Here is a 24592-nt window from a genome sequence, read left to right as displayed (position 1 = left end):
CGTCACTCCTGGATGCCGAGCTGTGCCATCAGCAGGGGCCGTGCCTCCGCGTAGGCCTGCTCCACCTGGACCAGCAGCGCCTCCGCTCCGTCCAGCGACGGGCTCCGTGCGAGGTTCTCCAGCGCCTTGCAGTGCTGACGCACCCGCATCATCCCGAACATCCCGCTGCTCGTCGCCAGGCCGTGGGCCTCATTCGCGAGCTGGCTGGCGTTTCCCGCGGCCAGCAGCTCCCGCATCCGGCTGATCCTCGGAGGGGTACGGCCGAGATAGCCACGGGCCATGTCCGCCACCAGGTTGGGGGCGTCCGCGTCCTGAAGCACGCTCAGCTTATCCAGTTGCCGCACATCCATCGCGAGGACCTGCTGCTCCATGGGCCGGCATTCTGCCCTACCTGTGTAAGGCGGAAAAACCCCTTCCTCGGGGCTCACTTCGCCCGGGCGGCCTCGATGAGCTCGGCGAGGATGGTGCGGTGGCACGCCTTGTCGATGATGCAGTCCTTGGAGCACAGCAGGGTGATCGTCTCTCCGCGGTCCACGCGGGCCGCGAGTCCGGCGATCACCTCGCTCTGGGGCTCCATCTCCTGCAGGTAGCGCTCGCGGTAGGCATCGAGCGTGATAGGCGTCTGCCCCTTGCCCTGGAAGGCGGCGAGGAGCGGCGGACTGGGACCCAGGTCCTTCATCCACACGTCCCAGGTCTCTTTCGCCTTGGGGAGCCCGCGTGGACGGAAGCGGCAGATCAGGATGCGCAACCCGTCATCGGGCTCCGCGGGAACGCACCAGCGGCTGGTCTTGATCGGCATCTGTTGGAAACACCGGGATGGTTCCAGGCCATCCTGTCACGAACGCCCGCTCGCTCCTATGGATACCGGGCGGCCTCCAGTGCCGCGCCGGCAGCATCTCGTGGCTGGGGATCACCTCCAGGCCCCTCTCCTGCACCCGCCGCGCCTGCGTCGTCTGGCCCCGGCGTACCGCAAGCTCGGTTCAAGAGGGTGCTTGTGGTAGGGGGACCGGTCAGAGGCCTTCGCTCCACGGCGGGGGGAGTGCGTATGCCCGTCACCTTCGATGATTCACTCTGGCCCCTGCTCACCATCCGCTACCCGGCGACCCAGTCGGACGAGGAGTACGAGGAGTGCCTGACGCGGCTGTCCAGCTACGTTCATCGGCAGGAGCCGTACTTCTGCATCGTCGACACGAGCCAGGTCAGCATGCCCAACAGCACGCAGCGCCGGCGGCAGATGGTATGGGACCAGAGCCACGCTGTGCTGGTGCGCACCTGGGGGCGCGGAACGGCCTTCATCGTTACGTCGCCTTTCGTGCGAGTGGCCATGAGCCTTTACTTCCATATCCGGCCGCTGGCCGCGCCGTATGTCATTGTCTCCGACATGGGCTCGGCGCTGACCTGGATGGCAACCTTGATGGAGCGCACCGGTTTCGTGGCCGAGGCCGCGAGCGTGCGTCATCAGCTTCAGTCACACGCTGAGCGGAGTGATTGAGCGCCAGGCTCCGGGCCCCTCTCGAGATGCTAAGACGGCGCTTCCATGCGCAAGGCACTCGTCATCGGAGCACTCCTCATGAGCACGGCTACCGTGGGGGCACCACCCCCGAAGGACACGGGGCGTCAGCGCGCCCGTGAGCTGGGCGTTTCCCCCGGCATCTTCAAGCCCGGCACGCACAATGCCCTCACGGATGTCTCTGGGGTGCGCGTCGGCCATGCCACGCTTATCTCCGGGGACACCGTCCGCACGGGCGTGACGGCCATCCTCCCGCACGAGGGCAATGCGTACCTGGAGCGCGTCCCCGCGGCCATCCACGTGGCCAACGGCTTCGGCAAGCTGGTGGGCAGCACGCAGGTGAACGAGCTTGGGGAACTCGAGTCGCCCATCCTCCTGACCTGTACGCTGTGCGTGTGGAAGGCGGCGGATGCGCTGGTGGAGTGGATGCTGGAGCAGCCGGGGATGAAGGACGTGCGCTCGCTCAACCCTGTGGTGGGGGAGACGAACGACGGCCGCCTCAACGCCATCCGTACGCGGCCCGTGGGAGCCAAGGAGGTACGCGCTGCCCTGGCCTCGGCTACCAGTGGCCCGGTGGCTGAGGGCAGTGTCGGAGCGGGCACCGGCACGGTGGCCTTTGGATGGAAGGGAGGCATTGGCACTTCCTCGCGTGTGTTGCCTCGGCGGCTGGGTGGCTGGACCGTCGGGGTGCTGGTACAGAGCAACTATGGTGGCGTGTTGCAGGTGATGGGCGCGCCAGTGGGCCAGGCCCTCGGTCGTTATGCCTTCAAGCAGGACATCGAGGCCGAGCGCGGGGATGGCTCCATCATCATCGTGGTGGCGACGGACGCCCCCATCACCCACCGCAACCTGCGCCGCCTCGCCGAGCGCGCTGTGTTGGGTCTGGGGCGTACTGGCTCGTCCGCCTCCAATGGTTCGGGGGACTACGTCATCGCCTTCTCCACCGCGCCCCAGGTGCGCCACGCCTGGACTGCCGAGCAGTTGAAGGGGGAGGAATTGGGCAACGATGCGCTCTCCCCACTCTTCCAGGCGGTAGTCGAGGCCACCGAGGAGGCTATCTACAACTCGCTCTTCATGGCCACGCCGATGAGCGGCAATGGCCAGACGGTAGAGGCGCTTCCGCTCGACCGTGTGCGGGACGTGCTCGTGCGCCACGGCATCGGACAGGCGCCGGGCGCGGCGGGGGGCTCCGACGGTGGTGTGAAGTAGACGCCCGACGGGTGAGTTTTCCGCCGAAGCAGGGACGGCGCGGCTACGCTGCGGGCCCGTCATTCTTCCCTGCCGGAGCGCTCTATGTCCGTCGTCTACCTCAACGGCCAGTTTCTCCCCTCGCACGAGGCCCGCATTCCGGTGGACGACCGGGGCTTCCTCTTCGGTGACGGCGTGTACGAGGTGACGCGCGCGCTGGGCGGGCGGCTCTTCGCCGAGGAGGCCCACTGGCGCCGGCTCGAGAGTGGCCTCGCGCAGCTGCGCATCCAGCCTCCGCCGGACTTCACCCGTGAGCACGTGCGCGCCCTCAGTGAGCGGCTGTTGGCGGAGAACGGGCTGACGGGTGGCGAGGCCACGGTGTACATGCAGGTGACACGCGGCGCGGCTCCGCGCACCCATGCCTTCCCGCCCGCGGGCACGGCCGCCACGGTGTACCTCGCGGCTTCCTCGTTCCAGATTCCGTGGGAGATGCGTCAGCGAGGTGTCAGCGCCGTCACGCTCCCCGACCTGCGCTGGGCGCGCTGCGACATCAAGACGGTGAACCTGCTGCCCAACATCCTTGCCAAGCAGCAGGCGAAGGAGGCCGGCGCGTGGGAGGCCGTGCTGGTGCGAGATGGCGTCGTCACCGAGGGCGCCTCCACCACGGTGATGGTGGTGATGGAAGACACCCTCTTCACGCACCCCAAGGGCCATCACATCCTTCCCAGCGTTACGCGCGACGTCGTCCTCGAGCTGGCGCGTGACATGCAACTGCATGTCGTCGAGCGCCCGGTGCGGCTGGATGAGCGCCCGCGGTGGGAGGAGCTGTTGCTGGTGGGCACGACGACGGACGTGCAGCCGGTGGTGTCGCTCGATGGTCAGCCGGTGGGAGAGGGGCGTCGGGGGCCCATGGCGCTGCAGCTTCAGCAGGCCCTCTACCAGTACATGGGCGTGCCGTGGCCCGTGGGTGATTAGCCCCTCGGGTGCATGTCTTCAGGCGGGATGGGGGGAGGGCACGGCGGTCGCATCGGGGTTGCCCGGGTAGAGGACCTGTCTGCCGTGCAACTCCGCGAAGGGCGTGAGCTTGTGCGGCTCGGCGCGGGTTCGGCTGGTGATGTGCCGCGCCTCCACGCCTCGGGCATACAGCGCATCCGCCACGAGCGTGCGGTGGCACCTCCAGCGCACCGCCTCGGCGCACATGAGCGCCAGCGGTCCGTCCGGTGTGAGCTCCCGTAGCTCCTCGAGTCCCTGTACGAACTCGTCCGTCTGCATGTAGTCCGCATAGCCTCGGAAGCTGGCGTTGCGCCACGCGCTGTTGGGTGAGTCCTTGCGCGCTCGCCGCAGTCCTCCGAGCCTGGGCAGGTGCACGTACCGGATGTCCGCCTTCGCCAGTGTCCGGGGCAGCGTGTCCCGGTTGAACTGGGGATTCGTGCGCGAGCGCGGCACCGTGCGGATGTCCACGAGCGTCTGGATGCCGTGCGCTTGGAGCAGCTCCACCAACTCCTCCGCCGTGCGCGTGGAGTGGCCCACCGTGTAGATGCGCGCCTTTCCCCAGCCTGGCGCCTTTCGTCTCGGTCGCTCGGTGCCCATCGCGGGTATTCCTCTTGGGCGAAGGTGGGCATGGGGGGGCGCGGTGGGAAGGACATACCCTCACCCCAGCCCTCTCCCAGAGGGAGAGGGGGCTTGCCTCAGTGGGCTTGTCTCTGCGGGTTTGTCTCAGTGGGCTTGTCTCAGCGGGGCTCGATGCGCACTCGCGCTCCCCGGCCTACCCCGAGCACCTCTGCCGCGCTGCCGTCCCGCACGGACACCTCCAACAGTCCCGCGCTGCCCACCAGTGATAAGGGTTTTCCCTGCGCGACCGCCTGGTAGTGCGCTTGGGGCGCGTTTTCGATGACCGTGTTGCCGAGATGTACTCGGAAGCGGGCTGGCAGCACCGCTCCCGGGAGATTGGTGATGAGGTTGCCGTAGGTGTCCACGTGGAGCACCTCGCCCACCGGGCACCCGTCCTCCTCCTTCGGTGGTGGGAATGAGAACGGTCTCTCCAGGTCCTGTAGCGCCCGGCCGAGCTTCTCCAGCGGTACTTCCGCCGCCAGGTGTCCCACCACTGGAGCGAACACGTCTCGCCCGTGGAAGGTTCTCGACTGCTTCGGTCCCCAGTATTCCGGCGCGGTCAGCTCGACCGCCGCAGCCAGTCCTCCGAGCTGCTCGAGCGCCGGCACCAGCAGCCCGTTGTCCGGCCCCACCAGCACGTCACCTCTCCGTGTCCTCGCCGCCACAGCGCGTCGCGTCGAGCCCACGCCCGGATCCACCACCGCCAGATGCAGCGAGCCCTCGGGGAATGCCTCCACCGCACTCCATAGGAGGAAGGCTCCTGCCTTCACGTCTTGTGCGGGTACTTCGTGCGTGAGGTCCACGAGGAGTGCATTCGGAGCAATCCGGAGCAGTGCCGCCTTCATCTGCCCTACGTAGGTGTCCGTCAAGCCGAAGTCCGTCAGCAGGCTGATGAGGGGTGCTTGCATCGCGTCTGGAGGATAGCCGCACCGCCCCGGTTCAGGGATTCAGCGGGGGGGCATTCACTTCCCGGGCCTCATCCGCGATAGAACAGGGAACTGCCCCCTGTCTCCCATGCGCGTCGTCATCCTCGGCTGTGGAGTCTCTGGCCTGTCCTGCGGTGTCCGGCTGCTCGAAGCCGGGCACTCGGTGGAGATTTGGGCGCGCGAGTTGCCCCCGCACACCACGTCCGATGTCGCGGCGGCCGTCTGGTACCCGTACCGCGCCTTTCCCCAGGAGCGTGTCACCGCCTGGGCCGGGCGCACCCTCGAGGAGCTGTGCACGCTCGCCACACAGCCCGACACCGGCGTGCGGCGTGTCCTCGGAATCGAGCTGCTGCTCTGGCCCGCGCCTGACCCGTGGTGGTCTCCGAGCGTGCCCGGCTTCCGCCGCGCCACTCCCGCCGAGCTGCTCCCGGGCTTCGTGGATGGCTTCGTGTTCGAGGCCCCCGTCATCGACATGCGGCGCTACCTCCCGTACCTGCTGGCGCGCTTCCGCCGGCTCGGCGGCTCCGTGCTCCAGCGCGAGGTGCGCTCACTCGACGAGGCCTTCGAGGTGGCTCCGCTGGTGATCAACTGCACCGGCCTGGGCTCGCGCTCCCTCCTGGGAGACGAGACGCTCTTCCCCATCCGCGGCGAGGTGCTCCGCGTGGCGCCGCTCCCGCTGGAGCGCTTCCTCCTCGACGAGCAGGACGAGGCGCGGGGCATGACCTACCTCATTCCTCGCATCGACGACTGCATCCTCGGTGGCACGGCGGTGGAGGGGAGCTGGTCGCTGGAGCCGGACCCGGCCCAGGCCGAGGCCATCCTCGCGCGCGCGGCGCGGCTGCTTCCCCCGGGCACTCGCCTCCAGGTGTTGCAGCACCTCGTGGGGCTGCGGCCCGGACGGCCCGCCGTACGCCTCGAGCTGGAGCAGGTGGGAGGACGTCACGTCCTTCACAACTACGGACATGGCGGGGCGGGCGTGACACTCTCCTGGGGATGCGCCGAGGAGGTGGTCTCGCTCGTGAGCCAGGTCGCCGGTGACGCGTCCCGTGTCGGACCGGCCAGACATCCTTCGAGCACTGGGAGGACCCATGGAAAGTGAGCAGAGCCAGGATCGCATGCAGGCCGTGCTGCGGTTGCCCGCAGCCCGGCGCTACGCATACTTCCTCCAGCGGGTGGCGGAGTCCGGTGAGGTCTGGGGACTGGATGGCGAGGGCTGGGCGCTCGCGCTCGATGACGCAGGGCGGGATGTGCTGCCGCTCTGGCCCGCACCCGAGTTCGCCGCCATCTGCGCCACGCGGCTGTGGTCCGGTTTCCAGCCTCGCGCCATCAAGCTGCATGAGCTGTTGGAGAACGTGCTGCCGCAGCTCGAGGAGGAGGGGATGCCGGTGGGCATCTTCTTCACGCCGGAAGGGCAGGGGCACCCGGTGTCCGCGGGCGAGCTCATCGAGGCCCTGCGCGGGGCGAGCGGACCCCTGGCCTGAAACTTCGGGCCCCGGCTGTAAACGAGCGGCGTGGAGCGGCTGACGCTCCGCCGTTGGTGGAACGTTGCACCTCCAGACACCTGTGCGTACCTGCAACGCCTTGAGGCGCACCGGGTGGGGCTTCTAGCTTGCGCGCCATGCCTGGAGATTCTGAAAAGACTGTGTATGCGAAGGGGGTTGGCCCCAAGGGCGAGAGTGGTGGTTCGAAGCCCTGGGTTCCGTGGCTGGTGACGGCGACGGTGGTGTTGCTCGCGGGGGTCGCGGGCTACTTCGGGTTCGGCGCGTATTCGGTGCAGAAGGAGCGTGCGGAGGCGGCGGAGAAGGCGGCCGCGGATGCTCGCGCGCAGACGGAAAGCACGGAGCAGGCGCGCAAGGCCCTGGAGGAGAAGCTGTCGGGGCAGCTCGCGGCGAAGGACCAGAAGCTCACGGCGCTCGAGGACGAGCGCACGCGGCTGTCCACCGAGCGCGAGCAGCTCCAGCAGGCGGTCCAGGAGAAGGACGCCGAGCTGGCGCGCCTCAAGGCGACCTATGAGGACATCGAGCAGAAGCTGAAGGCGGAGATCTCCGACGGGGAGATTCGCCTGTCGCAGGCCGAGGGCCGCATCCAGGTGGACCTGGTGGACAAGATTCTCTTCGACTCCGGCGAGGCGAGCCTGTCGCAGCGCGGGACGGAGGTGCTGGCGCGGCTGGGCGCGGTGCTCGCCAAGGTGGAGAACCGCTCCATCCTCGTGTCGGGCCACACGGATGATGCGCCGCCTTCGCAGCGGCTGGCGGCCACCTTCCCGACGAACTGGGAGCTGTCGGTGGCCCGCGCGGTGAACGTGGTGCGCTTCCTCGGAGAGAAGGCCAGCGTTCCCGCCAGCAAGCTGGTGGCCGCGGGCCATTCCGACACGAAGCCCGTGGCCAGCAACGCCACGACCAAGGGCCGCGCCCGCAACCGGCGCATCGAGATCCTCCTCATTCCGGATCTCCCCGCGGGCAAGCAGGGCGGGGCCAAGACGGCAGCGGACGCGCGCTAGTGCGCGTCAGGGCGTGCTCGGACGGTGAGGCGGTTGCCTGCGCTTGGAGAGGCGGAAGGACACCACCGCGAAGGCCACCGCCGCCACCACGAGCATCGCCACCCAGTACCAGAGCGCCGAGCTGTGGGTGACATACTGGTTCACCTTCTGGCTGTCCGTGATGGGCGCCGTCTGCGCGAGCGCCATCATGGGAGTGAGCAGGTACAGCACCCAGGCCGGAATCGTCGCTGAGGTCTTCATCGCCCCCCAAAGTTGGGCATGTGTCCGGAAGGGAACAAGCGGAGGGACCCGTGCTGCTCGCTCGGTGGCCAGGGGCTCCAGGAAGGGGTCCTGGCCCCGCCAGCGGCCGGCGATTCCACGCCTCCCCGGGCTTTTCCCCGCGCCCTCGAATCCCCGGGGGTGGGGGCGCCCACCGCGCGCGCTGGTGTACAACGACTCCGCCGGAGTGCTCCTGCTGTCTTGGACAGGACAGGGCGCCGGGAACCAGACGGCGGGTTCTCCCGCGCCGTCACGGGTGCGACGGCTCTCGGGTAGAGAGCGGCACGTCCGAACCACGAGGGTAGGGAACCCATGCCGTTTGATAACCACACGAAGAGCTGGGGCGGCCTCCGCTACCGGATGCGAATGGTCCTGGGCGTGCTGTTGCTCACGGCCTGCGGCGGTGAGCTGGCACCGGATTCGGACACCGAAAGTCCGTCGCCCGAGCTGGTGGCCCCCACGGCCGCGAGCACGCGCCCGCAGGGTCTGGGTAGCACCAGCAAGGTGCTCATTCTCGGCAGCTCGGTGACGGGGGGCGACAACAGTGTTGAGGCAGTGTCCGCCCGGAGCCTGGGCTACGCGGTGGATGTGGTCTCCAACTCCGCCTGGGCCGCGATGAGCTCAGCGGACTTCGCTGGCTACCGCGCCATCATCCTGGGCGACTCCACGTGTGGCGGCAGCTTGAGTTTGATCTCCGCGGCGTCGAAGAGCCGCAGCATCTGGGGCCCCGTGGTCGACGGCAACGTCATCATCGTGGGGACGGATCCCGTGTACCACTACAAGGATCAGGTCACGAAGAACGCCGTCGGGTTCGCCGCCGCTCAAGAGGGCAAGACGGGCGCCTATATCAACCTGAGCTGCTACTACCACGACACCGATCCCAGTACTCCGGTGCCGGTGCTGGAGCCATTCGGTACCTTCACCGTGACGGGCGTGGGCTGCTACGACGACGCGCACATTGTTGCCACGCATGCCGCTTTGTCAGGCCTGACGGACACCCTCCTGTCCAAGTGGAACTGCTCCGTGCACGAGGCCTTTGATTCCTACCCGGCCGCCAACTTCACGCCGCTCGTCATCGCGAGAGATCCAGTGAATGGTGCCCGCCTGCCGGGCTCGCAGGACTTCGCGAACGGCTCGCACGGAGTGCCCTACATCCTGGCTCGTGGTGCCATTCCCCTGCGCTGTGGCGATGGCGTGGTGCAGTACCCCGAGGAGTGTGACACCGGCTCCAGCAACGGTGTGCCGGGCACGCTGTGCTCGTCCGTGTGCCGCCCGCACTGGTGTGGTGACGGCACGCTGGACCCGGGCGAGCAGTGTGACACCGGCGCGGCCAACGGCTCCGGCTCGTGCAGCGCTTCCTGCCGTTCCGTCTCTACCAACCGTCCGCCGGTGGCTCGGTGCAAGGACGTGGCCCTGTCGGCTGGCTCTACCTGTAGCGCCCAGGTCCCCTCGGTGAATGACGGCTCGTATGACCCGGATGGGGATCCGGTGCAGTGTACCCAGGGGCTGGTTGGCTCTTTGGGGTTGGGCTCACACCTCGTGGGGTTGACCTGCCTTGATCCCTCCGGCCTGCTGTCGAGCTGCGCGGGCACGGTGACCGTCGCTGACACCACGCCGCCGAGCATCACCTGCCCGGACAACATCGTGGCCGAGTGCGCGGGCAATCGTCACACCGTCCTCTACGCCCCCGTCTCGCGCTTCAGCGACAACTGCGGGGCGCTCTTCGGTGGCCCCACCACGGGCCCCGTTGTCATCGTGGGCCAGACGGAGACCTTCTGGCACTTCGCCCAGGACTACGGCAGCAACGTCACCTCCTGCCCCTTCACCATGACGGTGCGGGACACCCTGGCTCCTGAGGTGTCGCTGGTGGGCGCCTCGTCGGAGATGCTCGAGTGCGGCGCGCCCTACGTCGAGGCGGGCGCGGTGGCCACCGACCGTTGCTACGGGGACCTGTCGTCCACGGTGACCGTGTCCGGCTCGGTCAACACCCGTGTGCCGGGCACCTATACCCTCACGTACTCGGCGAAGGACGGGGCCGGCAACGCGGGCAGCGTCACCCGGACGGTGACGGTGGTTTCGGACGCCTCCGGCACGTGCGAGGGCCGGGGTGGCAGTTGGATTCCGACGGGTGGCCTGGCCCTGCCCCGGCTGATGCACACCGCTACGCTGCTGGATGACGGCCGGGTGCTGGTGGCCGGTGGATTCAACACCACCTCCGAGCTCTACAACCCGGAGACTCGGACCTGGTCCGCCACGGGTAACACGCTGGCTTCTCACCGCGGCCACACGGCCACGAAGCTGCCGGATGGCCGGGTGCTCATCTCGGGCGGCGGTTCGAGCCCCATCACCAACGCCACCGCGGAGCTGTATGTGCCGACCCAGGGCAAGTGGAGCTCCGCGGGCCAGCTCAACACCCTGCGCTTCCACCATGCCGCTGTTCTACTGCCCAATGGCAAGGTGCTGGTGACCGGTGGTCGCGTGGGTGAGTACGACAACAACACGCTGGCCTCGGCCGAGCTGTATGACCCGGCCACGGGTGCCTGGTCCTATACCGGCGGCCTGAACACGGCGCGCGCCTTCCACACCATGACCCTGCTGCCCGATGGCAAGGTGCTGGTGGCGGGCGGCAGCGATGCTTCCAACAACTTGCTCTCCTCCGCGGAACTCTACGACCCGGCTACTGGAACTTGGACGGTGGTGGCGGGGCTGGGCACGGGCCGCGCTTCCCATACCGCGGTCCTGCTGCCTGGCGGCAAGGTGCTGGTGGCGGGTGGCTCGGGCTTCGACATGGCGCTGAGCGCGTCGGCGGAGGTGTATGACCCGGCTCGCAATACGTGGTCAGCCACGGGCAGCATGGGCTCTCCGCGCCGGTTCCATACCGCCAACGTGCTCCCGGATGGCCGGGTGCTGGTCGCTGGTGGCTACCACGAGCTGACGGGTCTCATGACCTCGGCCGAGCTGTATGACCCGGTCACGGGCACCTGGAGCGACACGGCGGCCATGAACGTGGACCGCTACTGGCACACCGCTACGTTGCTCAACGATGGCGCGGTGCTCGCGGTGGGTGGGGTGAGCAACCACGACCAGTCGTCCGCAGAGTACTACGACCTGACCGGGCTGTAATCCGTGTGTCTCTCGTTGGAGGCCCGGGAGGGCGGTGCTCGCCGCTCTCCCGGTGGTGCCTCCGAGTCTCGCACGGGTGGTGTATGGCGCAGGGGCCAGGGGTGATGCGGTCCCCGGGTTGTGGCCGCCCTCGTCCGCTGCTGTACTCCGGGCCCTCCATGAAGAAGCCCACTCCTCCTCCCGGAAGCTCCCAGGGACTGAGCCGCCGCACGCTCCTCGGTGGCGCGGCCGCCGCCAGCACGCTGGTCGCCCTGGATGTCCATGCGCAGCCCTCTCCGAGCAACGCCGCGCGTGCTCCCGCCCCCGCTCCGCACGGCGGCTCCTTTGAGCTCGAGGAGGCCACCGTCTCCGAGCTCCAGGCCGCCATGGAGTCGGGACGGCACACCGCTCACAGCCTCTCCGAGCGCTACCTCGCGCGCATCCAGGAGCTGGACCGCAAGGGCGACCTCCCGCTCAGGTCTGTCATCGAGCTCAACCCGGACGCTCTTGCTATCGCCGCGGCGCTCGATGAGGAGCGCAAGACGAAGGGGCCTCGCGGTCCTCTTCATGGCATCCCCGTCCTCATCAAGGACAACATCGGGACCGCGGACAAGATGCAGACCACCGCGGGCTCCCTCGCCCTCGTGGGTGCTGTTCCCTCGCGCGATGCCTTCGTGGTGGAGCGCCTGCGCGCCGCGGGCGCCGTCATCCTCGGCAAGACGAACCTCAGCGAGTGGGCCAATTTCCGCTCGACGCATTCTTCCAGCGGGTGGAGCGCGCGCGGTGGTCAGTGCCGCAATCCCTATGCCCTCGACCGGACACCCTCGGGCTCCAGCTCGGGCTCCGGTGCCGCCACCGCCGCCAACTTCTGCGCCGTGTCCGTTGGCACCGAGACGGATGGCTCTATCGTCTCTCCCTCGGCGGCGTGCTCGCTCGTTGGTCTCAAGCCCACCCTCGGGCTCGTGAGCCGCTCGGGCATCATCCCCATCTCGCACAGCCAGGACACCGCCGGCCCCATGACGCGCACCGTGGCTGATGCTGCCGCGCTCCTGGGGGTTCTCGCGGGCAACGACCCGACCGATGCCGTGACGGCCTCGAGCAAGGGCCACGCGCATGTGGACTACACTCGCTTCCTTGACCCCAATGGGTTGAAGGGGGCTCGCATCGGCGTTCCTCGCCAGCGCTTCTTCGGCTACCACCCCGCCACCGATGCGCTCGTCGCTCAGGCTCTCGAGCTCATGAAGGCCCAGGGCGCTGTCATCGTCGATGAGGCCAACATCCCCACCGCCTCGAAGATGGACGAGCCGGAGATGGAGGTGCTGCTCTACGAGTTCAAGGCCGATATCGAGGCCTACCTCGCTGGGCTCGGGGAACGGACCCGGCTGAAGACGCTCGCGGACCTCATTCGGTTCAACGAGGAGAACCGCGACACCGTGCTTCCCTGGTTCGGCCAGGAGCTTTTCCATCAGGCTCAGGAGAAGGGGCCTCTCACCGACAAGAAGTACCGCAAGGCGCTCGAGGCCTGCCGGAAGCTCTCGCGCGAGCAGGGCATCGATGCCGTCATGGCGAAGCACAAGCTCGATGCGCTCGTTGCTCCGACCCAGGCGTCACCAGGGCTCATTGACCTGGTGAATGGTGACCACTGGCTGGGCAGCAGTTCCACGCCGGCTGCCGTCGCGGGGTATCCCAGCATCACTGTCCCCGCTGGTTATGTGGCCGGTCTGCCCGTGGGCCTCTCCTTCATCGGGCGCGCCTGGAGCGAGCCCGTGCTCCTGCGACTCGCCTTCGCCTACGAGCAGGCCTCCAAGCACCGCCGCGCCCCTGGTTTCGCCCCGACCGCGGACTTGCGTCAGGTGCCCAAGGTCTAGCGGAGAGTCAGCGAGTTCTTTGAGTCGGTCGGGTTGCGCATGCTCCCTCTCCCTCTGGGAGAGGGCGGGGGGTGAGGGTTGTCCCTGTGTTCGCGGAACGTCCCTCATCCCGATGTAGCCACATTGAGGCTGGGAAGACCCTCACCCTAGCCCTCTCCCAGAGGGAGAGGGGACATCTCACGGCGGGGCGGGATGCGCCATGGCCTCGGGCGGGGCTGATTTTGGCTCGTACCGCTTCAGCACCGCATCGAGCTGCGCCAACTCGTTCGCGCGAAGGATAGGCGTCCGGGCGTACGTGGCTCGTGCCGCCATGGCGAGCTTCAGCACCCGCTCGGGCGTCTGCCTCGCGTCCCACAAGGCTCGGGCCAGCGCGGATTGGACGGTGGCCTGGTACTCGGGACGGCCCTTGTGGTTCGCCACGATCTGTAGCGCGCTCTCGAGCAGGGGAATCGCCTCGGTGGCCCTGCCCAGCTTGCGCAATGCCTCGCCCTTGCCTGCCATCAACAGCGCGCCTACCGGCGACTCCAGGTCCGCCGTCTTCTCGAAGAGCGTCCGCACCTGCTCGAAGAGGGTGAGTGCACGCGCGGGCTGCCCCAACTCGAGCTGGCTGTTGGCCACGTCCATGCGGATCAGCGACGTGTTGAAGTGCTCGGAGCCGAGGAATCGCTCGCGCAACTCCAGCACCTGCTGGCGCAGCCGGAGCGCCTTGTCATGCTGGCCCCGCACCGCGTGGAGCGTCGCCAGTCCGCTCAGGGCCTGCGTGTAGATGTGCTCCTGCTGCTGCGGATCCTTCTTCGTCAGCTCCAGCACCTGCTGGAAGGTCTGCTGGGACTGGTTCAGCCGCTCCAGCGACATCTGGGCCTCGGCCACCCGCACGAGCGACTGCAGCGCATCCGGGCTCTCCGGTCCCGTGAGTGTCCGGTACAGGCGCGCGGCCTCCTCGTAGTGCTCGAGCGACTCGGCGTCCCGGCCCTGCTCGCTGTCCAGCTCTCCCGCCGAGAGGTGGTAGTGCGCCCACTCCTCTGAGTTGGGCCGGAAGGCCCGCTTCACGATCTCCCGCACCCGGTCGAGGATCCGCCGTGCATCGGCGAGCCGCCCCTGTATGACGTACGTGTTCGACAGGTTCATCATCGGCTGGACGAGGAACGGGTGCAGGGGTCCGAGGTTGCTCTCCCCCACGGAGACGAGTGTCTCCAGGGCCCGCAGAGACTCGTCCATGCGGTCCAGGTTGCCCAGCGCGGCCAACGAGTTGCTGGCATAGCGCAGCGTCGTCGAGTGCGCGGGGCCGAGCGTCTGCTCCGCCAGCGCGAAGGCCTTGTCGAAGGACTCGTACGCCTCGGCGAAGTGGCCCTGCTGATAGAAGGAGAGGCCCCGGTTGTTGTGGTAGATGGCCCGCAGCTCCCCGTTCTCTCCCAGCCGGTCGAGCGAGGCCTGCGCGAAGGACTCCCAGCGGCGCGTCTCCTCCTCGGGACCGCGCTGGCTGTAGTAGCCCATCAGCCGGACGGCGGCGGAGGTGGCTACCGAGTCGTGCCGGGAGGCGTGCGCCAGCCACAGCGAATCGGTGAGCAGCGGGGGCACGCCCTTGTTCTCCCCGGAGATGATCTGCACCCACGCCTGCATGAAGAGCGCCTCGGCGTGCACGGGCGAGTAGCCCAACGTGGGCGCCTTCTGGGCCACCTCGGTCGCCAGCTCCAGGGCCTCCTTGAACTTACCGGCCTCGGTGAGCGCCTTGACGCGGGCGAGCTGGGCGCGCACCGCCTCCACGGCCTTGCGGGTGGTGGCGTCCTCGGGCGGCTTCACCTCGGACATGAGCGCCTCCACGTCCGCGCAGCCCCACAGCCGCCGCAGGGAGCTGGTGGCGAAGATGGCCTTCTCCACCACCGTCTCGTCCGCGTCGGTGAAGACCTCGGTGAGCGCGGCCAACTCCTGCCGACGGCCCTCCAAGCACGCCATGCGCAGGGACATGACGGCCTCGGACTGCTCGCCCCGGATGCGAGTGGCCGCGCAGGTGTCCTGGTACATGTTCCGCCACTCGCCGGTGTACGCGTCGAGCGCCTCGCGCACGCGCACCCAGGTGTCGCGGGCATAGTCCCGGCCCGTGGCGAAGAAGGCCTTCTCGATGGCTGCCTTGCTCCGTGCGTCCCAGATGCCCACCAGCTTCTCCGGGCCGCCGGTGCACAGCTGCGCCTGGCGCTGGTGCCAGGTGGACCAGGCCAGCACGCCCGAGCCCGTCACCAGCAGGCCGAGGCCCGCGACCGCCAGCCAGCGGCGGCGCACCCGAGCGGGGTCCCTCTCCAGGATGGTCAGCAGCGCGTCCAGCGAGGGGTAGCGGGCCTCTGGCGCCGTGTTGAGGGCGCGCAGCATGGCGCGGTTCACCCACGGCGGCACCTTGGAGTAGGGCGGCGGAGGGTTGATGCGCCCGGCCAGCACATTCTCCCGGCGCTCGCTGGGCGAGGCGCCTTCGAAGGGACGCACGCCGTAGAGGGCTTCCCACAGCGACACGGCGAAGGAGAACTGATCGCTTCGCGCGTCCGCGGTGGCGCCGCGGAACTGCTCGGGCGCCATGTAGGCCGGCGTGCCCAGCACCGCACCCCGCTGCGTCAGGTTCAGCTCCAGCAGGCTGTGCGTCTTGACCGGGCTGGTGTCCGGGGCCGGCGCCGCGGTGTCGGACACGGGCTCCGGTGGGGCGTTGTGCGGGCGCGCCAGTCCGAAGTCCGTCACCCGGACACGGCCGTCCTTGCCCACCAGGACGTTGGTGGGCTTGAAGTCGCGGTGGACGAGCCCGGCGGTATGCGCGGCGGCCAGTCCCCGTCCCGCGGCCAGGTAGGCGGTGAGCAGCTCCCTCCAGCTCCGCGGCTGCTCCCGCTCCCACTGCAGCAGCGTCTGACCATCCACCAGCTCCATGGCCATGAAGACCTGGGAGTCGTGCTGGTGCACGTCGTAGACGGCCACCACGTTGGGATGGGACAGCCGGGCCATGGCCTGCGCCTCGCGCAGCAGCCGGGCCCGTCCCGAGGTCATCTCGGGGCCTCCGTCGGGATCTCCAGGAGGCAGCAGCTTCAGCGCCACCTTCCGGTCCAGCACCGAGTCGTACGCGGCGTACACCATCCCCATGCCGCCCTCGCCCAGGGGATCCAACACCACGTACCGGTCCAGGGGCGTCCCCCGGCCGAGCGTGGGTGCCTCATGGGGTAGGGTGTGGGATTGAGGCCTTGCTGCGTCCCCCGCGCCGATGTTCACCGTGCGCCGGTCGTCCGTCACGACCGTGCGCCGGGGCTCCTCGGGCACGAGCGTGTGCCGGGGCTCCTCGGGCACGAGCGTGTGCCGAGGCTCCTCGGGCGCGAGCGTGCGGCGCTCGTCACTCACGAGAGTGCGGCGCTCTTTGTCATCGAAGGACTTCATGCGGCCTCGTTACTCCGCAGAATGTCACGCCCGCGTGGACGCGAGAACGCATCGTTACACCGATTTGGCAATCAACGCCCGGCGATGCTTCGTGGCAGGTTGGCTGGAGGGCGGACGGGCTCAGGCGGCTCGGGCCAGCCGCTGCAGCGCGTCCCCGGTGACGCGGAAGACGGTCCAGTCGTTCATCGGCACCGCGCCGAACGACTTGTAGAACTCGATGGAGGGCGTGTTCCAGTCGAGCACGGACCACTCGAAGCGCCCGCAGCCCCGCTCCACGGCGAGCTTCGCCAGGTGCGACAACAGGCGCTTGCCGTGCCCCCGTCCGCGCTGCTCGGGCAGCACGAAGAGGTCCTCCAGGTAGATGCCCGGCTTGGACAGGAAGGTGGAGTAGTTGTGGAAGAAGAGGGCGAAACCCACCACCTGTCCGCCGTCCTCGGCCAGGACGACCTCGGCGTAGCGCCGATCACCGAAGAGATGCTGCTGGAGGTCCTCCTCGCGCAGGACGACCTCGTGGGAGAGCTTCTCGTACTCGGCCAGGGCTCGGATCAGCCGGGCAATGGCGGGGACATCCGCGGGGGTCGCCGAACGAATCATGTGCGCGATGCTAACGCCCTGGCCGCGAGTGTGGGGCTGCTCGTGTCTTCTGGAGTGGGAGCGCCACCGCCGCTCGTAGTAGCGTCCGGCCAGCATCCGCACACCGGGTACGGGAGGGGCAGCACCATGCGCAGGTTTGAGTTCGTGGAGGGCACCAGCGCGAAGTTCTGGATGGCCGACGTCCAGGGTAACACCTTCATTGTGGTGTTCGGGCGGTTGGGCACCGACGGGCAGCGCAAGGAGAAGGAGTTCGACGACGAGGCGGGCGCCCGGCGCGAGTACGAGCGCAAGGTGGCCGAGAAGCTGCGCGAGGGCTACCACGAGGTGTCCGCCGAGCCCGCCCCAGCCCCCAAGGGCGCGAAGGGTGCGGCCGCGGCTGCTCCGAAGCTCTCGCTGCCTCCCCGGGTGCGTGGGGGCAAGCCCTCCGCCGAGCAGGTGACGGCGGCCGCCGAGGCGCTCGCCGCGCTGGACTCGCGGGTGGGGGGACGGAGCTGGCGAGTGTCGCTCCAGGCCCGCCGGGCGCGGAGTGCGCTCCGGGCGCTGGGCGGCGTGGACCCGGCCAGCCACCCGGCTCTGGGCCCGGTGTTCTCGTCGTTGATGGCGAAGGTGGTCGCGCCCCAGGGCGAGTCGCGGCTGCCGCTCTGGGTGGCCATGGAGCTGCTGTCCGAGCTGGAGGCCGCGGCCTTCCTCCGGACGCTGGAGCAGTGGAAGCGCGCGCCCGCTGGTGCGACGGCCCAGGCCGCGATTGGGCTGCTGTCCCGCCAGGCCGAGGTGCTCGGTGAGCCCGAGCTGGCACTGCGCCTGGGCTCGCTGCTGGAGACGCGGCCCCGGGCGAAGGGTGCTCCCGAGGAGGGCTGGGAGAAGCGTTGGAGCGCGCTGCGCCCGCACGTCGAGGGGCACCTGGTCTCAGGGGGCAGCTCGCTGCCGGCCCTCTTGCGCTCCCTGGATGCCGGAGGCGATGCCCGCCTCGCCGAGCGCCTGTCCCGTCTGGGCGGGTGAGCGGGTGGTACCCTGCGGGCCATGAACATGTCCCGCTGGTGTTGGCTGCCCGTGCTCGCGCTGTGCGCGGCCGGGTGTGCTTCAGGCAGAAGTGGCTCCCGTGCGTCCTCGGGCTCTTCCGCGGAGCAGCGCGCCGAGGCGCTGGAGGCGCGCAACGAGGAGCTGCGCGCGGAGCTGAGCCGCAAGAAGGCCGAGCTGCAGCAATCCTTCCAGGGGGTGACGCAGGTGGAGGGCGCCGCCGGCCTGAACAACCTGGGCTGCGTGGGAGTGGCTCCGACCAACGCGCAGGTGCAGGGGCTGCCCCGTTCGGGTGCCATCCATGCCCAGTTCCAGCTGCGCGGCCAGCCCCACCGCATGACGGCCACGTTCTCCTCGCCCCGGACGGTGGGCGGCTGGCGCGTGGCCCAGGGGAACTGCAAGGTGGTGGGGCCATGAAGGCGCGCTCCCTGGGCCTGCTGGTGCTATGGGCCTTCGCGAGTGCTGGCTGCGTCACCGACCCCGCCACGCGGATGCGGCAGGCCGAGAAGGAGAACCAGCGCCTTACCCAGGAGCTGGGGGAGACGGATCGGGCCCTCCAGTCCGTCTCCGCTTACACCGAGGAGCTGCGCTCACCCGGCAAGGCGGGGCGCTCCTTCACCATGTACTACTCGCCCGCGGCGCTGGAGCAGATGGCCTCGCAGCTGCTGCCCATGCGGATGGCCGCGCGCAACTTCCACAAGCAGCTCCAGGGTGAGGTCATCATCGAGCGCATCTCCGACGTGCGCTTCGGGCCGCTCAACACGCTCACTTGCCGCGCCGAGATGCGGGGGGACAACATCCGCTACACCGGCAGCGTCCCCAAGGCCTACCAGGCCGAGGTCCGCAAGTTCCAATCGGGCGTGGCCGCCGGCGTGGTGGCGGACCTCGTGGTGGAGCTGTCGATAAGCTCGGAGAACGCCCTGGTGGCCCGAGCCAACGCCACGAGGACGCGGCTCAAGGCCAACTCGAACAGCCAGGCGGAAGGCATGCTGCGGGATGCGATGAACGAGCGTGTGCTGCGCCTGCCCTTCGCCTTCGATCTCACCATTCAGGGCGGCAACGCCGTGCCGCGCCGGATGGTGCTCACCGCCAATCACCTGGCGGTGACGTACGCGCCGTAGCTCAGTTGCCGCCCGCGGCCGTGCTTTGCGCGGGCGCGGGAGCCGGAGCCGCCGCGTCCGCGACGCTCTTCGGCTGCTTGTCGATCTCCTCCGCCGGGTAGCTCTGGGCCGCCTCGAGGTAGCGCGGCGGCTTCACCTTGCGGCGGTCCTTCGCGCTGAGGCCCTCGGGTGAAACCAGCGTCGGCTCGCCTCCGGTGGCGGCGGACTGGACGACGTGGCCATCACAGAAGAGCCACTCGGTGCGGCCATCGGCGAACTTGCGCGCGTAGTACAGGTCGGTGCTGCCCACCTCGGGCGTCTTCGCGCACCACGTCTGGCGTGCCGTCTGCTCCCGCTGCGGCGCCTCTTCCTTCCACTTGCGCTGGACCTCCTCCAGGGCGAGCAACTGGCCACCACCGGCCAGCCGCGCCCGCGACTGCTCCAGCAGCTCCGTGCCGCGCTTGGCGATGTCCGGGAAGGCTCCGGACCTGGCGAAGCCGCACTTCTGCATCGCCTGGAGGTTGGTCTGGTGCACCTTCAGCACCTTCTCCAGCGAGCCCGCCGCCTCCTTCAGCAGCTCCACGGACCGTGCGTAATCCACCGACTGCGGGTTCTTCACCTGCTCCGTCTCGGACAAGAAGCGCGTCATCAGTCCGTTCATCGCGCTCAGCTCGTCCGTCAACCAGCGGGGCTCCGCGTCACAGATGTTGGACTTGGCTCCCGTGTAGTCGCGGTAGTCCGCGCGGGACACTCCCAGGCTGTACCGCTGCACCGGCACTACCTTCCCCGCCCCACACGCACCCAGCGCCAGGCTCATTCCTCCGACGATCCACAGCTTCCGGCTTACGAAATTCATGGCTGCGGACTCTATCGGACATGGTGGACACGGTCGATGTGCTGTGAGTTCAAATCAAGTTGGACTTTGGCGTGAAAATCCAAGTAATCAGAAATCTTGGGTGACGTGGCTATCACGCGCTGAGAAGCGCTGGCCGCCTGCCTGGAGTCCAGCCAGAAGGGGAGGGGTTGGTACTCCGTAGCATCCTGCCCCCCCCTTTCGGACCGGCACTTCGCCCGTCCGGAGCTACCCCTGGAGATGATGGAATGAATCGCCTCATCGTTCGGCTCGCTGCTCTGACTCTGCTGTCGGCCTGTGCCCATACCGCGTCCACCGAGACGCCCGCGGCCACCGCGCCCGCTGCTGCTTCCGCCCCCGCTGCCGCTGCTCCAGAACCCACGGCCGAGGCCCGCAACCTGGCGCGCCAGGCGGATGCGTTGGCCATGCAGGGAAAGGCCGCCGAGTCGCTCCCGCTCTACCAACAGGCGTGGGAGCAGGGCGTGCGCAACGAGGGCGTGAGCTACAACGCCGCCTGTGCTGCGTCGCTCGCGGGCCAGAAGGCCGAGGCCCTCACGTGGCTGGAGCGCGCCGCTGACAGTGGCTTCGCCGCGGCTGGGCACATGAAGATGGATCCGGATCTCGCCTCGGTGCGCGAGGACCCGGCCTTCGCGCGCATCGCCGAGAAGGTGGCCGCCAACGAGGCGAAGCTCAGCGCGGCCCAGAAGCCGGAGCTGCGGGACGAGCTGCTGCGCATGGCGGACGAGGACCAGGTCGCCCGGCGCGCGGCGGGCGCGGCGAACTTCAAGGACACGGCGGTCAACGAGCGCATGAAGGCCGTCGACGTGAAGAACACCGCGCGGATGAAGGAGATCATCGCGCAGGAGGGCTGGCCGACGAAGACGCTGGTGAGCCAGCGCGGAGCACAGGCGGCGTGGCTGCTGGTGCAGCACGCGGACCTCGACCCGGCCTTCCAGAAGGAGTGCCTGGTGTTGCTGGAGAAGGCAGTGGCGGCGGGTGAGGCCTCGGGGGCGAACCTCGCCTACCTGACGGACCGGGTGCTGGTGGCCGAGGGCAAGCCGCAGCGCTTCGGCACCCAGTTCCATACGGTGGAGGACAAGCTGGTGCCTCGCCCCATCGAGGACGAGGCCAACGTGGATGCGCGCCGCGCGGCCGTGGGCCTGGGCACCATGGCCGAGTACACCGCGCAGATGCTGCGCATGGCCTCGGGCGGCAAGTAGTCCGTTGGTGGCTCAGCTCGCCAGGGTGATGGACCCTGGCGGGCCGATGTGCTGGGGACGAGGAGTCTCTGGGAGTGCGTAGTGGATGCGCCAGAGGGTCAGGTAGGCGCGGGCCTCTGCCTCCCAGCGAGAGTCCTCCCAGCCCAACTCCTGCTGGCAGATGGCGCGGATGACGGGCAGGTACGCCTCGCCTCCCCGCGGCAGCAGCAACCCCAGCCGTACGCGCCGCAGCAGCAGGTCATCCAGGTGGACGACGCTCTCGTTCCGGGCTGCCCAGCGCAGCTCCGCCCAGAGCGTGGAGGTGCCGGGGACGGGGTGCAGCTCCCCAGGACGGGCCGCGGCCACCAGCGCGGGTGCGTCCGCCCCATAGCGCCCTTGCAGGCGCGTGCGAGCCTCCGGGGAGAGAGACACCTCGTTCAGAGCGGGCGCCGTGCCGAGGAACGGTCCCTCTGGCTTCAAGGCGGCCAGCTCGGGAATCCGGCGCCGGAGGGCGCGCAGGGCATCGTGCGCGATGGCTCGGCAGGTGGTGAGCTTGCCGCCGGTGACGGTAACCAGCCCCTCTTCCTCGAGGACGAGGTGCTCGCGGGACTCCTTGGACGGGTCGCTCGCGCCGGAGGAGATGACAGGCCGCACGCCGGCGTAGCACGACACCACGTCATCGAGGGTGAGCCGCAGCGAGGGGAACCGGGACTCCACCGCTTCCATGAGGTAGGCCACCTCCTCGGGGGAGATGGAGGGCTCCTGGTCCAGCGAGGGGTGGTGGTCCAGGTCCGTGGTCCCGATGAGCGTGGAGTCCTCCCAGGGCATGATGCACACGAAGCGGTCGCCGCGCGGGTGCCGGAAGCTGATGCCGTGCGAGAGGGGAAACCGCTCGGACGAGAAGACGAGGTGGCTGCCGCGCAGGGGGCGCAGCTTGGGGGCCGCGGACAGGTGTGCTCGCACCGAGTCGGCCCACACGCCCGTGGCGTTGACGACGGCCCGGGCGCGGACGGTGGCGGAGCGCTGCCCGACGGTGTCCGTCAGCTCGACGCCCGCGACCCGGCCTTCCTCGCGGAGCAGGCCAGTGACACGCACGTGGTTGAGCGCCGAGCCTCCCGCCGCCACGGCCTCACGGAGGATGCGCAGCACCAGCCGTGCGTCGTCGACCCAGGCCTCGTCGTAGGGGACGCCGATGAGTCCCTCCTCCTGCACGAGCGAGGGCTCCAGCTCACGCAGCCGGTTGGAGCCATGGTTGCCGCGAGGCCACCTGCCGGTGAGGAGCTCGTACAAGAAGATACCGGCGCGGCCCTGCCAGTGCTTGCCGCCCTCCTTGGGGTGGCTGGCGAGCATGAAGTCGAGGGGCACCACGAGTCCGTGGCCCTCGGCCATGAGCCGTTGGCGCTCGCGAATGGACTGGCGGACCAGGGGCACGTCGCCGTTGGCGAGGTAGCGCAGACCTCCGTGGACGAGCTTGCTGGAGCGGCTCGAGGTGCCCCAGGCGAAGTCTCGCTGCTCGACGAGCAGGGCCTTCAATCCCGCGCGCGTGGCCTCGCGGAGCACGGAGGCGCCGGTGATGCCGCCTCCGATGATGAGCAAATCCCAGGGCCGTGCCAGCGCTCCCCAGAGCGCCTCTCGTTCAGTGAATGCGGACATGGTGTTGCGACTCCCCCCTACGGCCTGTGCTCAGACGAGCTTGCCCGGGTTGAGCAGGCCCTCCGGATCGAACGTTCCCAGGAGCTGCCGGATGGCGGAGAGGCCGAGTGCGCCTTTCTCCGCTTCCAACCAGGGCCGGTGGTCCGTGCCTACTCCGTGCTGATGGCTGATGGTTCCGCCGTTGGCAATCATGGCACGGCTGGCGGCTGTCTTGAGCGCGAGCCAGCGTGCATGGGTCTCCCCGGCATCCGTCCCCAACCGGAAGATGAACGTCGTGTACAGGTTCGAGCCGGTTGGATAGACGTGCGACAGGTGCGTGAAGACGAGCGCTTGCTCGCCCTGGTCCTCGAGGGCCCCGCGGAGGGCGCCCTCCACGGCGGTGAGCAGGCGAGGGACGTTGCTCCAGGAGGTGGCCGTCTCCACGGTGTCCACGCCCCAGCCTCGCTCCCAGGCGGCGTTGCGCAGGTAGGGGGCGCGGAAGCGGCCCTTGAGCCACTTCTGTCCCAGCAGGGGGATGCGCACGCCGCCATGCCGGCCCGCGATACCCATGGCGGTGTGCTCGGCGGACTCCACGGTGCGCTGGCTGCCGGACACGCCGAGCACCAGCATGCAGCCTTCCGAGCCGACACCCCACAGGGAGAGCGCACCGGACAGCAGCCCCACCATGCGCGGGTGGCCGGACAGCGCCAGGTTGATGGCCGTCTCCTGGGCGGTGCTCAGGCGCAACATGGAGAGCGGAGTCCCGCTCTGCACCAGCTCGCGGACGGCGGTGCGAGCGCGCTCCCAGTCGGGGAAGAAGAGGGCGTGGAAGTCCTCGCGCTCGGGCCGCGGAGAGATGCGCACCGTGGCCTCGGTGAGGATGCCCATGCGCCCCTCGGAGCCGAGCACGAGCTCACGCAGGTCCGGCCCGGTGGCGCTGGCGGGGAAGGAGGGGAGCACCATGGTGCCGGCGGGGGACTCGAGCCGCCCTCCGGTGAAGAGGTTCTCGATGCGTCCGTAGCCGAGCGACTGCTGCCCGCGTGAGCGGGTGACGATCCATCCACCGAGCGTGGACAGCTCGAAGGACTGGGGGAAGTGCCCGAGCGTGTAGCCGCGGGCGCGCAGGGCGTCCTCGAGCTGCGGGCCGCTCACTCCGGCGCCGAAGGTAGCGAGCCGGTCCTCTTCGGAGAGCGAGTGGAGCTGCTGGAGGTGCTCCAGGGACACGGTGAGCACAGGCGCGTCACCGGGCGCGACGTTGACGTGACCGACGACGCTGGTGCCTCCGCCATAGGGGATGAGACGGGCGCCCGCGTCGCGCGCACAGGAGAACAAGGCGCGCACTTCCTCGGAGTTCCGGGGGAAGGCGACACCGTCTGGGAAGGCGGGAACGCGCCCGCTGCGCATGACGATGAGGTCGGGGAAGCTCTGCCCGCGCGCATGGCGCAGGCGGACCTCGGGCTCGGTGGAGACGAGCGGGTGGGGCGGGAGCCGGGAGGGAGGGACGGAGGCGAGCACCTCGGCGAGAGAGGCATCGCGGGGAGGGATTCCGGGCCCGACACGTTGAGTGAGGACAGCCGCGGCGGAGTCCGGCAGCGGGTAGCTGACGGCGGCATCTCCCCAACCATTCCAGCGCCTCACGACTGCCTCCTGGCGAGTGCGCTCGGCCCTGGCGCTCCTCACGATGGAGGGCAGTGTGCTGGGAGCCCCCATCGCTGGCAAGGGCGGGCTCTCGCAGGGTTCGCTCCAGGAGGACCTCGCTGGAGATGAGGTTCGAGGCAGCGCCCTGGTCATTACCGGACACCCCTCCGGCAACAGCCTCGGGCTGATTGTCG

22 protein-coding genes are annotated in these 24592 nt (G+C 69.2%); 12 read left to right on the top strand and 10 right to left on the bottom strand.

Annotation, left to right across the window (positions count from 1 at the left end; all coding sequences use genetic code 11):
* Positions 1-2: 2 nt before the first annotated feature.
* Together OV287_RS43060 and OV287_RS43055 are read right to left on the bottom strand one after the other, a co-directional pair.
* Positions 3-371: an Hpt domain-containing protein gene (locus OV287_RS43060; RefSeq protein WP_267539859.1), complete on the bottom strand. Its 369-nt coding sequence runs from the start codon at positions 369-371 to the stop codon at positions 3-5.
* Between the two features lie 53 nt (positions 372-424).
* On the bottom strand, positions 425-799 hold the full coding sequence (locus tag OV287_RS43055; protein ID WP_267539858.1) for a DUF488 domain-containing protein: 375 nt from the start codon (positions 797-799) through the stop codon (positions 425-427).
* Positions 800-1045: 246 nt separating this feature from the next.
* On the opposite strand from OV287_RS43055, the gene OV287_RS43050 reads away from it, so the two are divergent.
* The 3 genes from OV287_RS43050 to OV287_RS43040 all read left to right on the top strand — a co-directional run bounded on the left by OV287_RS43050 (position 1046) and on the right by OV287_RS43040 (position 3673).
* The gene (locus OV287_RS43050; RefSeq protein ID WP_267539857.1) at positions 1046-1492 is read left to right on the top strand and encodes a hypothetical protein; all 447 of its coding nucleotides are present in this window, start codon (positions 1046-1048) and stop codon (positions 1490-1492) included.
* A gap of 45 nt (positions 1493-1537) precedes the next feature.
* A complete protein-coding gene (locus tag OV287_RS43045; protein ID WP_267539856.1) occupies positions 1538-2719 on the top strand; it encodes a P1 family peptidase in 1182 nt (393 codons plus the stop codon).
* An 84-nt stretch (positions 2720-2803) separates the two neighbouring features.
* Positions 2804-3673, top strand: a complete 870-nt coding sequence (locus OV287_RS43040) for an aminotransferase class IV (RefSeq protein WP_267539855.1) — start codon at positions 2804-2806, stop codon at positions 3671-3673.
* A gap of 18 nt (positions 3674-3691) precedes the next feature.
* Here the strand turns inward: OV287_RS43040 and OV287_RS43035 are convergent, their stop codons facing one another.
* Together OV287_RS43035 and OV287_RS43030 are read right to left on the bottom strand one after the other, a co-directional pair.
* Positions 3692-4288, bottom strand: a complete 597-nt coding sequence (locus OV287_RS43035) for a DUF488 domain-containing protein (protein WP_267539854.1) — start codon at positions 4286-4288, stop codon at positions 3692-3694.
* Positions 4289-4428: 140 nt separating this feature from the next.
* The gene (locus OV287_RS43030) at positions 4429-5217 is read right to left on the bottom strand and encodes an SAM hydrolase/SAM-dependent halogenase family protein (protein ID WP_267539853.1); all 789 of its coding nucleotides are present in this window, start codon (positions 5215-5217) and stop codon (positions 4429-4431) included.
* Between the two features lie 106 nt (positions 5218-5323).
* Here OV287_RS43030 and OV287_RS43025 point away from each other — a divergent pair, with 106 nt between their 5' ends.
* The 3 genes from OV287_RS43025 to OV287_RS43015 all read left to right on the top strand — a co-directional run bounded on the left by OV287_RS43025 (position 5324) and on the right by OV287_RS43015 (position 7735).
* Complete coding sequence (locus tag OV287_RS43025) at positions 5324-6334, top strand: FAD-dependent oxidoreductase (protein WP_267539852.1); 1011 nt, start codon at positions 5324-5326, stop codon at positions 6332-6334.
* A complete protein-coding gene (locus OV287_RS43020; protein ID WP_267539851.1) occupies positions 6324-6716 on the top strand; it encodes a DUF2750 domain-containing protein in 393 nt (130 codons plus the stop codon). The genes OV287_RS43025 and OV287_RS43020 overlap by 11 nt, the downstream gene beginning before the upstream one ends.
* A gap of 161 nt (positions 6717-6877) precedes the next feature.
* Positions 6878-7735 (top strand): OmpA family protein, encoded by an 858-nt coding sequence (locus tag OV287_RS43015; protein ID WP_267539850.1) that lies wholly within the window; start codon positions 6878-6880, stop codon positions 7733-7735.
* Between the two features lie 6 nt (positions 7736-7741).
* On the opposite strand, the gene OV287_RS43010 is transcribed toward OV287_RS43015, so the two are convergent.
* Positions 7742-7975: a hypothetical protein gene (locus OV287_RS43010; protein ID WP_267539849.1), complete on the bottom strand. Its 234-nt coding sequence runs from the start codon at positions 7973-7975 to the stop codon at positions 7742-7744.
* A gap of 330 nt (positions 7976-8305) precedes the next feature.
* On the opposite strand from OV287_RS43010, the gene OV287_RS43005 reads away from it, so the two are divergent.
* Positions 8306-11116 carry a Kelch repeat-containing protein gene (locus OV287_RS43005; protein ID WP_267539848.1) on the top strand — a complete coding sequence of 937 codons (2811 nt, stop codon included), beginning with the start codon at positions 8306-8308 and terminating at the stop codon, positions 11114-11116.
* Between the two features lie 158 nt (positions 11117-11274).
* Positions 11275-12963, top strand: coding sequence for an amidase (locus OV287_RS43000; protein WP_267539847.1), 1689 nt, complete (start codon positions 11275-11277; stop codon positions 12961-12963).
* A 177-nt stretch (positions 12964-13140) separates the two neighbouring features.
* Here OV287_RS43000 and OV287_RS42995 read toward each other — a convergent pair whose 3' ends face one another.
* Positions 13141-16365, bottom strand: a complete 3225-nt coding sequence (locus OV287_RS42995; protein WP_267539846.1) for a serine/threonine-protein kinase — start codon at positions 16363-16365, stop codon at positions 13141-13143.
* Between the two features lie 120 nt (positions 16366-16485).
* The gene (locus OV287_RS42990) at positions 16486-16959 is read right to left on the bottom strand and encodes a GNAT family N-acetyltransferase (RefSeq protein ID WP_267539845.1); all 474 of its coding nucleotides are present in this window, start codon (positions 16957-16959) and stop codon (positions 16486-16488) included.
* Positions 16960-17085: 126 nt separating this feature from the next.
* On the opposite strand from OV287_RS42990, the gene OV287_RS42985 reads away from it, so the two are divergent.
* The 3 genes from OV287_RS42985 to OV287_RS42975 are packed head-to-tail and all read left to right on the top strand — an operon-like array spanning position 17086 to position 19097.
* On the top strand, positions 17086-17958 hold the full coding sequence (locus tag OV287_RS42985; protein ID WP_267539844.1) for a WGR domain-containing protein: 873 nt from the start codon (positions 17086-17088) through the stop codon (positions 17956-17958).
* A gap of 27 nt (positions 17959-17985) precedes the next feature.
* Positions 17986-18393 (top strand): hypothetical protein, encoded by a 408-nt coding sequence (locus tag OV287_RS42980; protein WP_267539843.1) that lies wholly within the window; start codon positions 17986-17988, stop codon positions 18391-18393.
* Complete coding sequence (locus OV287_RS42975; protein ID WP_267539842.1) at positions 18390-19097, top strand: hypothetical protein; 708 nt, start codon at positions 18390-18392, stop codon at positions 19095-19097. Before OV287_RS42980 ends, OV287_RS42975 begins: the two co-directional genes overlap by 4 nt.
* A gap of 1 nt (position 19098) precedes the next feature.
* Here OV287_RS42975 and OV287_RS42970 read toward each other — a convergent pair whose 3' ends face one another.
* Positions 19099-19932 carry a hypothetical protein gene (locus OV287_RS42970; protein WP_267539841.1) on the bottom strand — a complete coding sequence of 278 codons (834 nt, stop codon included), beginning with the start codon at positions 19930-19932 and terminating at the stop codon, positions 19099-19101.
* 245 nt (positions 19933-20177) lie between these two features.
* Between OV287_RS42970 and OV287_RS42965 the strand changes: the two genes are divergently transcribed.
* The gene (locus tag OV287_RS42965; RefSeq protein WP_267539840.1) at positions 20178-21149 is read left to right on the top strand and encodes a DUF6624 domain-containing protein; all 972 of its coding nucleotides are present in this window, start codon (positions 20178-20180) and stop codon (positions 21147-21149) included.
* A 12-nt stretch (positions 21150-21161) separates the two neighbouring features.
* On the opposite strand, the gene OV287_RS42960 is transcribed toward OV287_RS42965, so the two are convergent.
* Together OV287_RS42960 and OV287_RS42955 are read right to left on the bottom strand one after the other, a co-directional pair.
* Positions 21162-22781 (bottom strand): glycerol-3-phosphate dehydrogenase/oxidase, encoded by a 1620-nt coding sequence (locus tag OV287_RS42960; RefSeq protein ID WP_267539839.1) that lies wholly within the window; start codon positions 22779-22781, stop codon positions 21162-21164.
* A 30-nt stretch (positions 22782-22811) separates the two neighbouring features.
* Positions 22812-24398 (bottom strand): FAD-binding oxidoreductase, encoded by a 1587-nt coding sequence (locus OV287_RS42955; RefSeq protein ID WP_267539838.1) that lies wholly within the window; start codon positions 24396-24398, stop codon positions 22812-22814.
* Positions 24399-24592: the final 194 nt, after the last annotated feature.

Origin of the sequence: Archangium lansingense, assembly GCF_026626635.1 — a bacterium.
Taxonomy (GTDB): domain Bacteria; phylum Myxococcota; class Myxococcia; order Myxococcales; family Myxococcaceae; genus Archangium; species Archangium lansingense.
Note: the sequence above shows the minus strand (reverse complement) of the source record. Positions and strands in the feature narration are given on the sequence as shown.

Bases quoted from the DNA above. Each gene is read 5' to 3' on its own strand.
- OV287_RS42985 (WP_267539844.1), top strand. From the start codon at position 17,086: ATGCGCAGGTTTGAGTTCGTGGAGGGCACCAGCGCGAAGTTCTGGATG.
- OV287_RS43035 (WP_267539854.1), bottom strand. From the start codon at position 4,288: ATGGGCACCGAGCGACCGAGACGAAAGGCGCCAGGCTGGGGAAAGGCG.
- OV287_RS43045 (WP_267539856.1), top strand. From the start codon at position 1,538: ATGCGCAAGGCACTCGTCATCGGAGCACTCCTCATGAGCACGGCTACC.
- OV287_RS42970 (WP_267539841.1), bottom strand. From the start codon at position 19,932: ATGAATTTCGTAAGCCGGAAGCTGTGGATCGTCGGAGGAATGAGCCTG.
- OV287_RS43020 (WP_267539851.1), top strand. From the start codon at position 6,324: ATGGAAAGTGAGCAGAGCCAGGATCGCATGCAGGCCGTGCTGCGGTTG.
- OV287_RS43055 (WP_267539858.1), bottom strand. From the start codon at position 799: ATGCCGATCAAGACCAGCCGCTGGTGCGTTCCCGCGGAGCCCGATGAC.
- OV287_RS43040 (WP_267539855.1), top strand. From the start codon at position 2,804: ATGTCCGTCGTCTACCTCAACGGCCAGTTTCTCCCCTCGCACGAGGCC.
- OV287_RS43060 (WP_267539859.1), bottom strand. From the start codon at position 371: ATGGAGCAGCAGGTCCTCGCGATGGATGTGCGGCAACTGGATAAGCTG.
- OV287_RS43000 (WP_267539847.1), top strand. From the start codon at position 11,275: ATGAAGAAGCCCACTCCTCCTCCCGGAAGCTCCCAGGGACTGAGCCGC.
- OV287_RS42965 (WP_267539840.1), top strand. From the start codon at position 20,178: ATGAATCGCCTCATCGTTCGGCTCGCTGCTCTGACTCTGCTGTCGGCC.
- OV287_RS42975 (WP_267539842.1), top strand. From the start codon at position 18,390: ATGAAGGCGCGCTCCCTGGGCCTGCTGGTGCTATGGGCCTTCGCGAGT.
- OV287_RS42980 (WP_267539843.1), top strand. From the start codon at position 17,986: ATGTCCCGCTGGTGTTGGCTGCCCGTGCTCGCGCTGTGCGCGGCCGGG.
- OV287_RS42990 (WP_267539845.1), bottom strand. From the start codon at position 16,959: ATGATTCGTTCGGCGACCCCCGCGGATGTCCCCGCCATTGCCCGGCTG.
- OV287_RS43025 (WP_267539852.1), top strand. From the start codon at position 5,324: ATGCGCGTCGTCATCCTCGGCTGTGGAGTCTCTGGCCTGTCCTGCGGT.
- OV287_RS43010 (WP_267539849.1), bottom strand. From the start codon at position 7,975: ATGAAGACCTCAGCGACGATTCCGGCCTGGGTGCTGTACCTGCTCACT.
- OV287_RS43030 (WP_267539853.1), bottom strand. From the start codon at position 5,217: ATGCAAGCACCCCTCATCAGCCTGCTGACGGACTTCGGCTTGACGGAC.
- OV287_RS43050 (WP_267539857.1), top strand. From the start codon at position 1,046: ATGCCCGTCACCTTCGATGATTCACTCTGGCCCCTGCTCACCATCCGC.
- OV287_RS43005 (WP_267539848.1), top strand. From the start codon at position 8,306: ATGCCGTTTGATAACCACACGAAGAGCTGGGGCGGCCTCCGCTACCGG.
- OV287_RS42960 (WP_267539839.1), bottom strand. From the start codon at position 22,781: ATGTCCGCATTCACTGAACGAGAGGCGCTCTGGGGAGCGCTGGCACGG.
- OV287_RS42995 (WP_267539846.1), bottom strand. From the start codon at position 16,365: ATGAAGTCCTTCGATGACAAAGAGCGCCGCACTCTCGTGAGTGACGAG.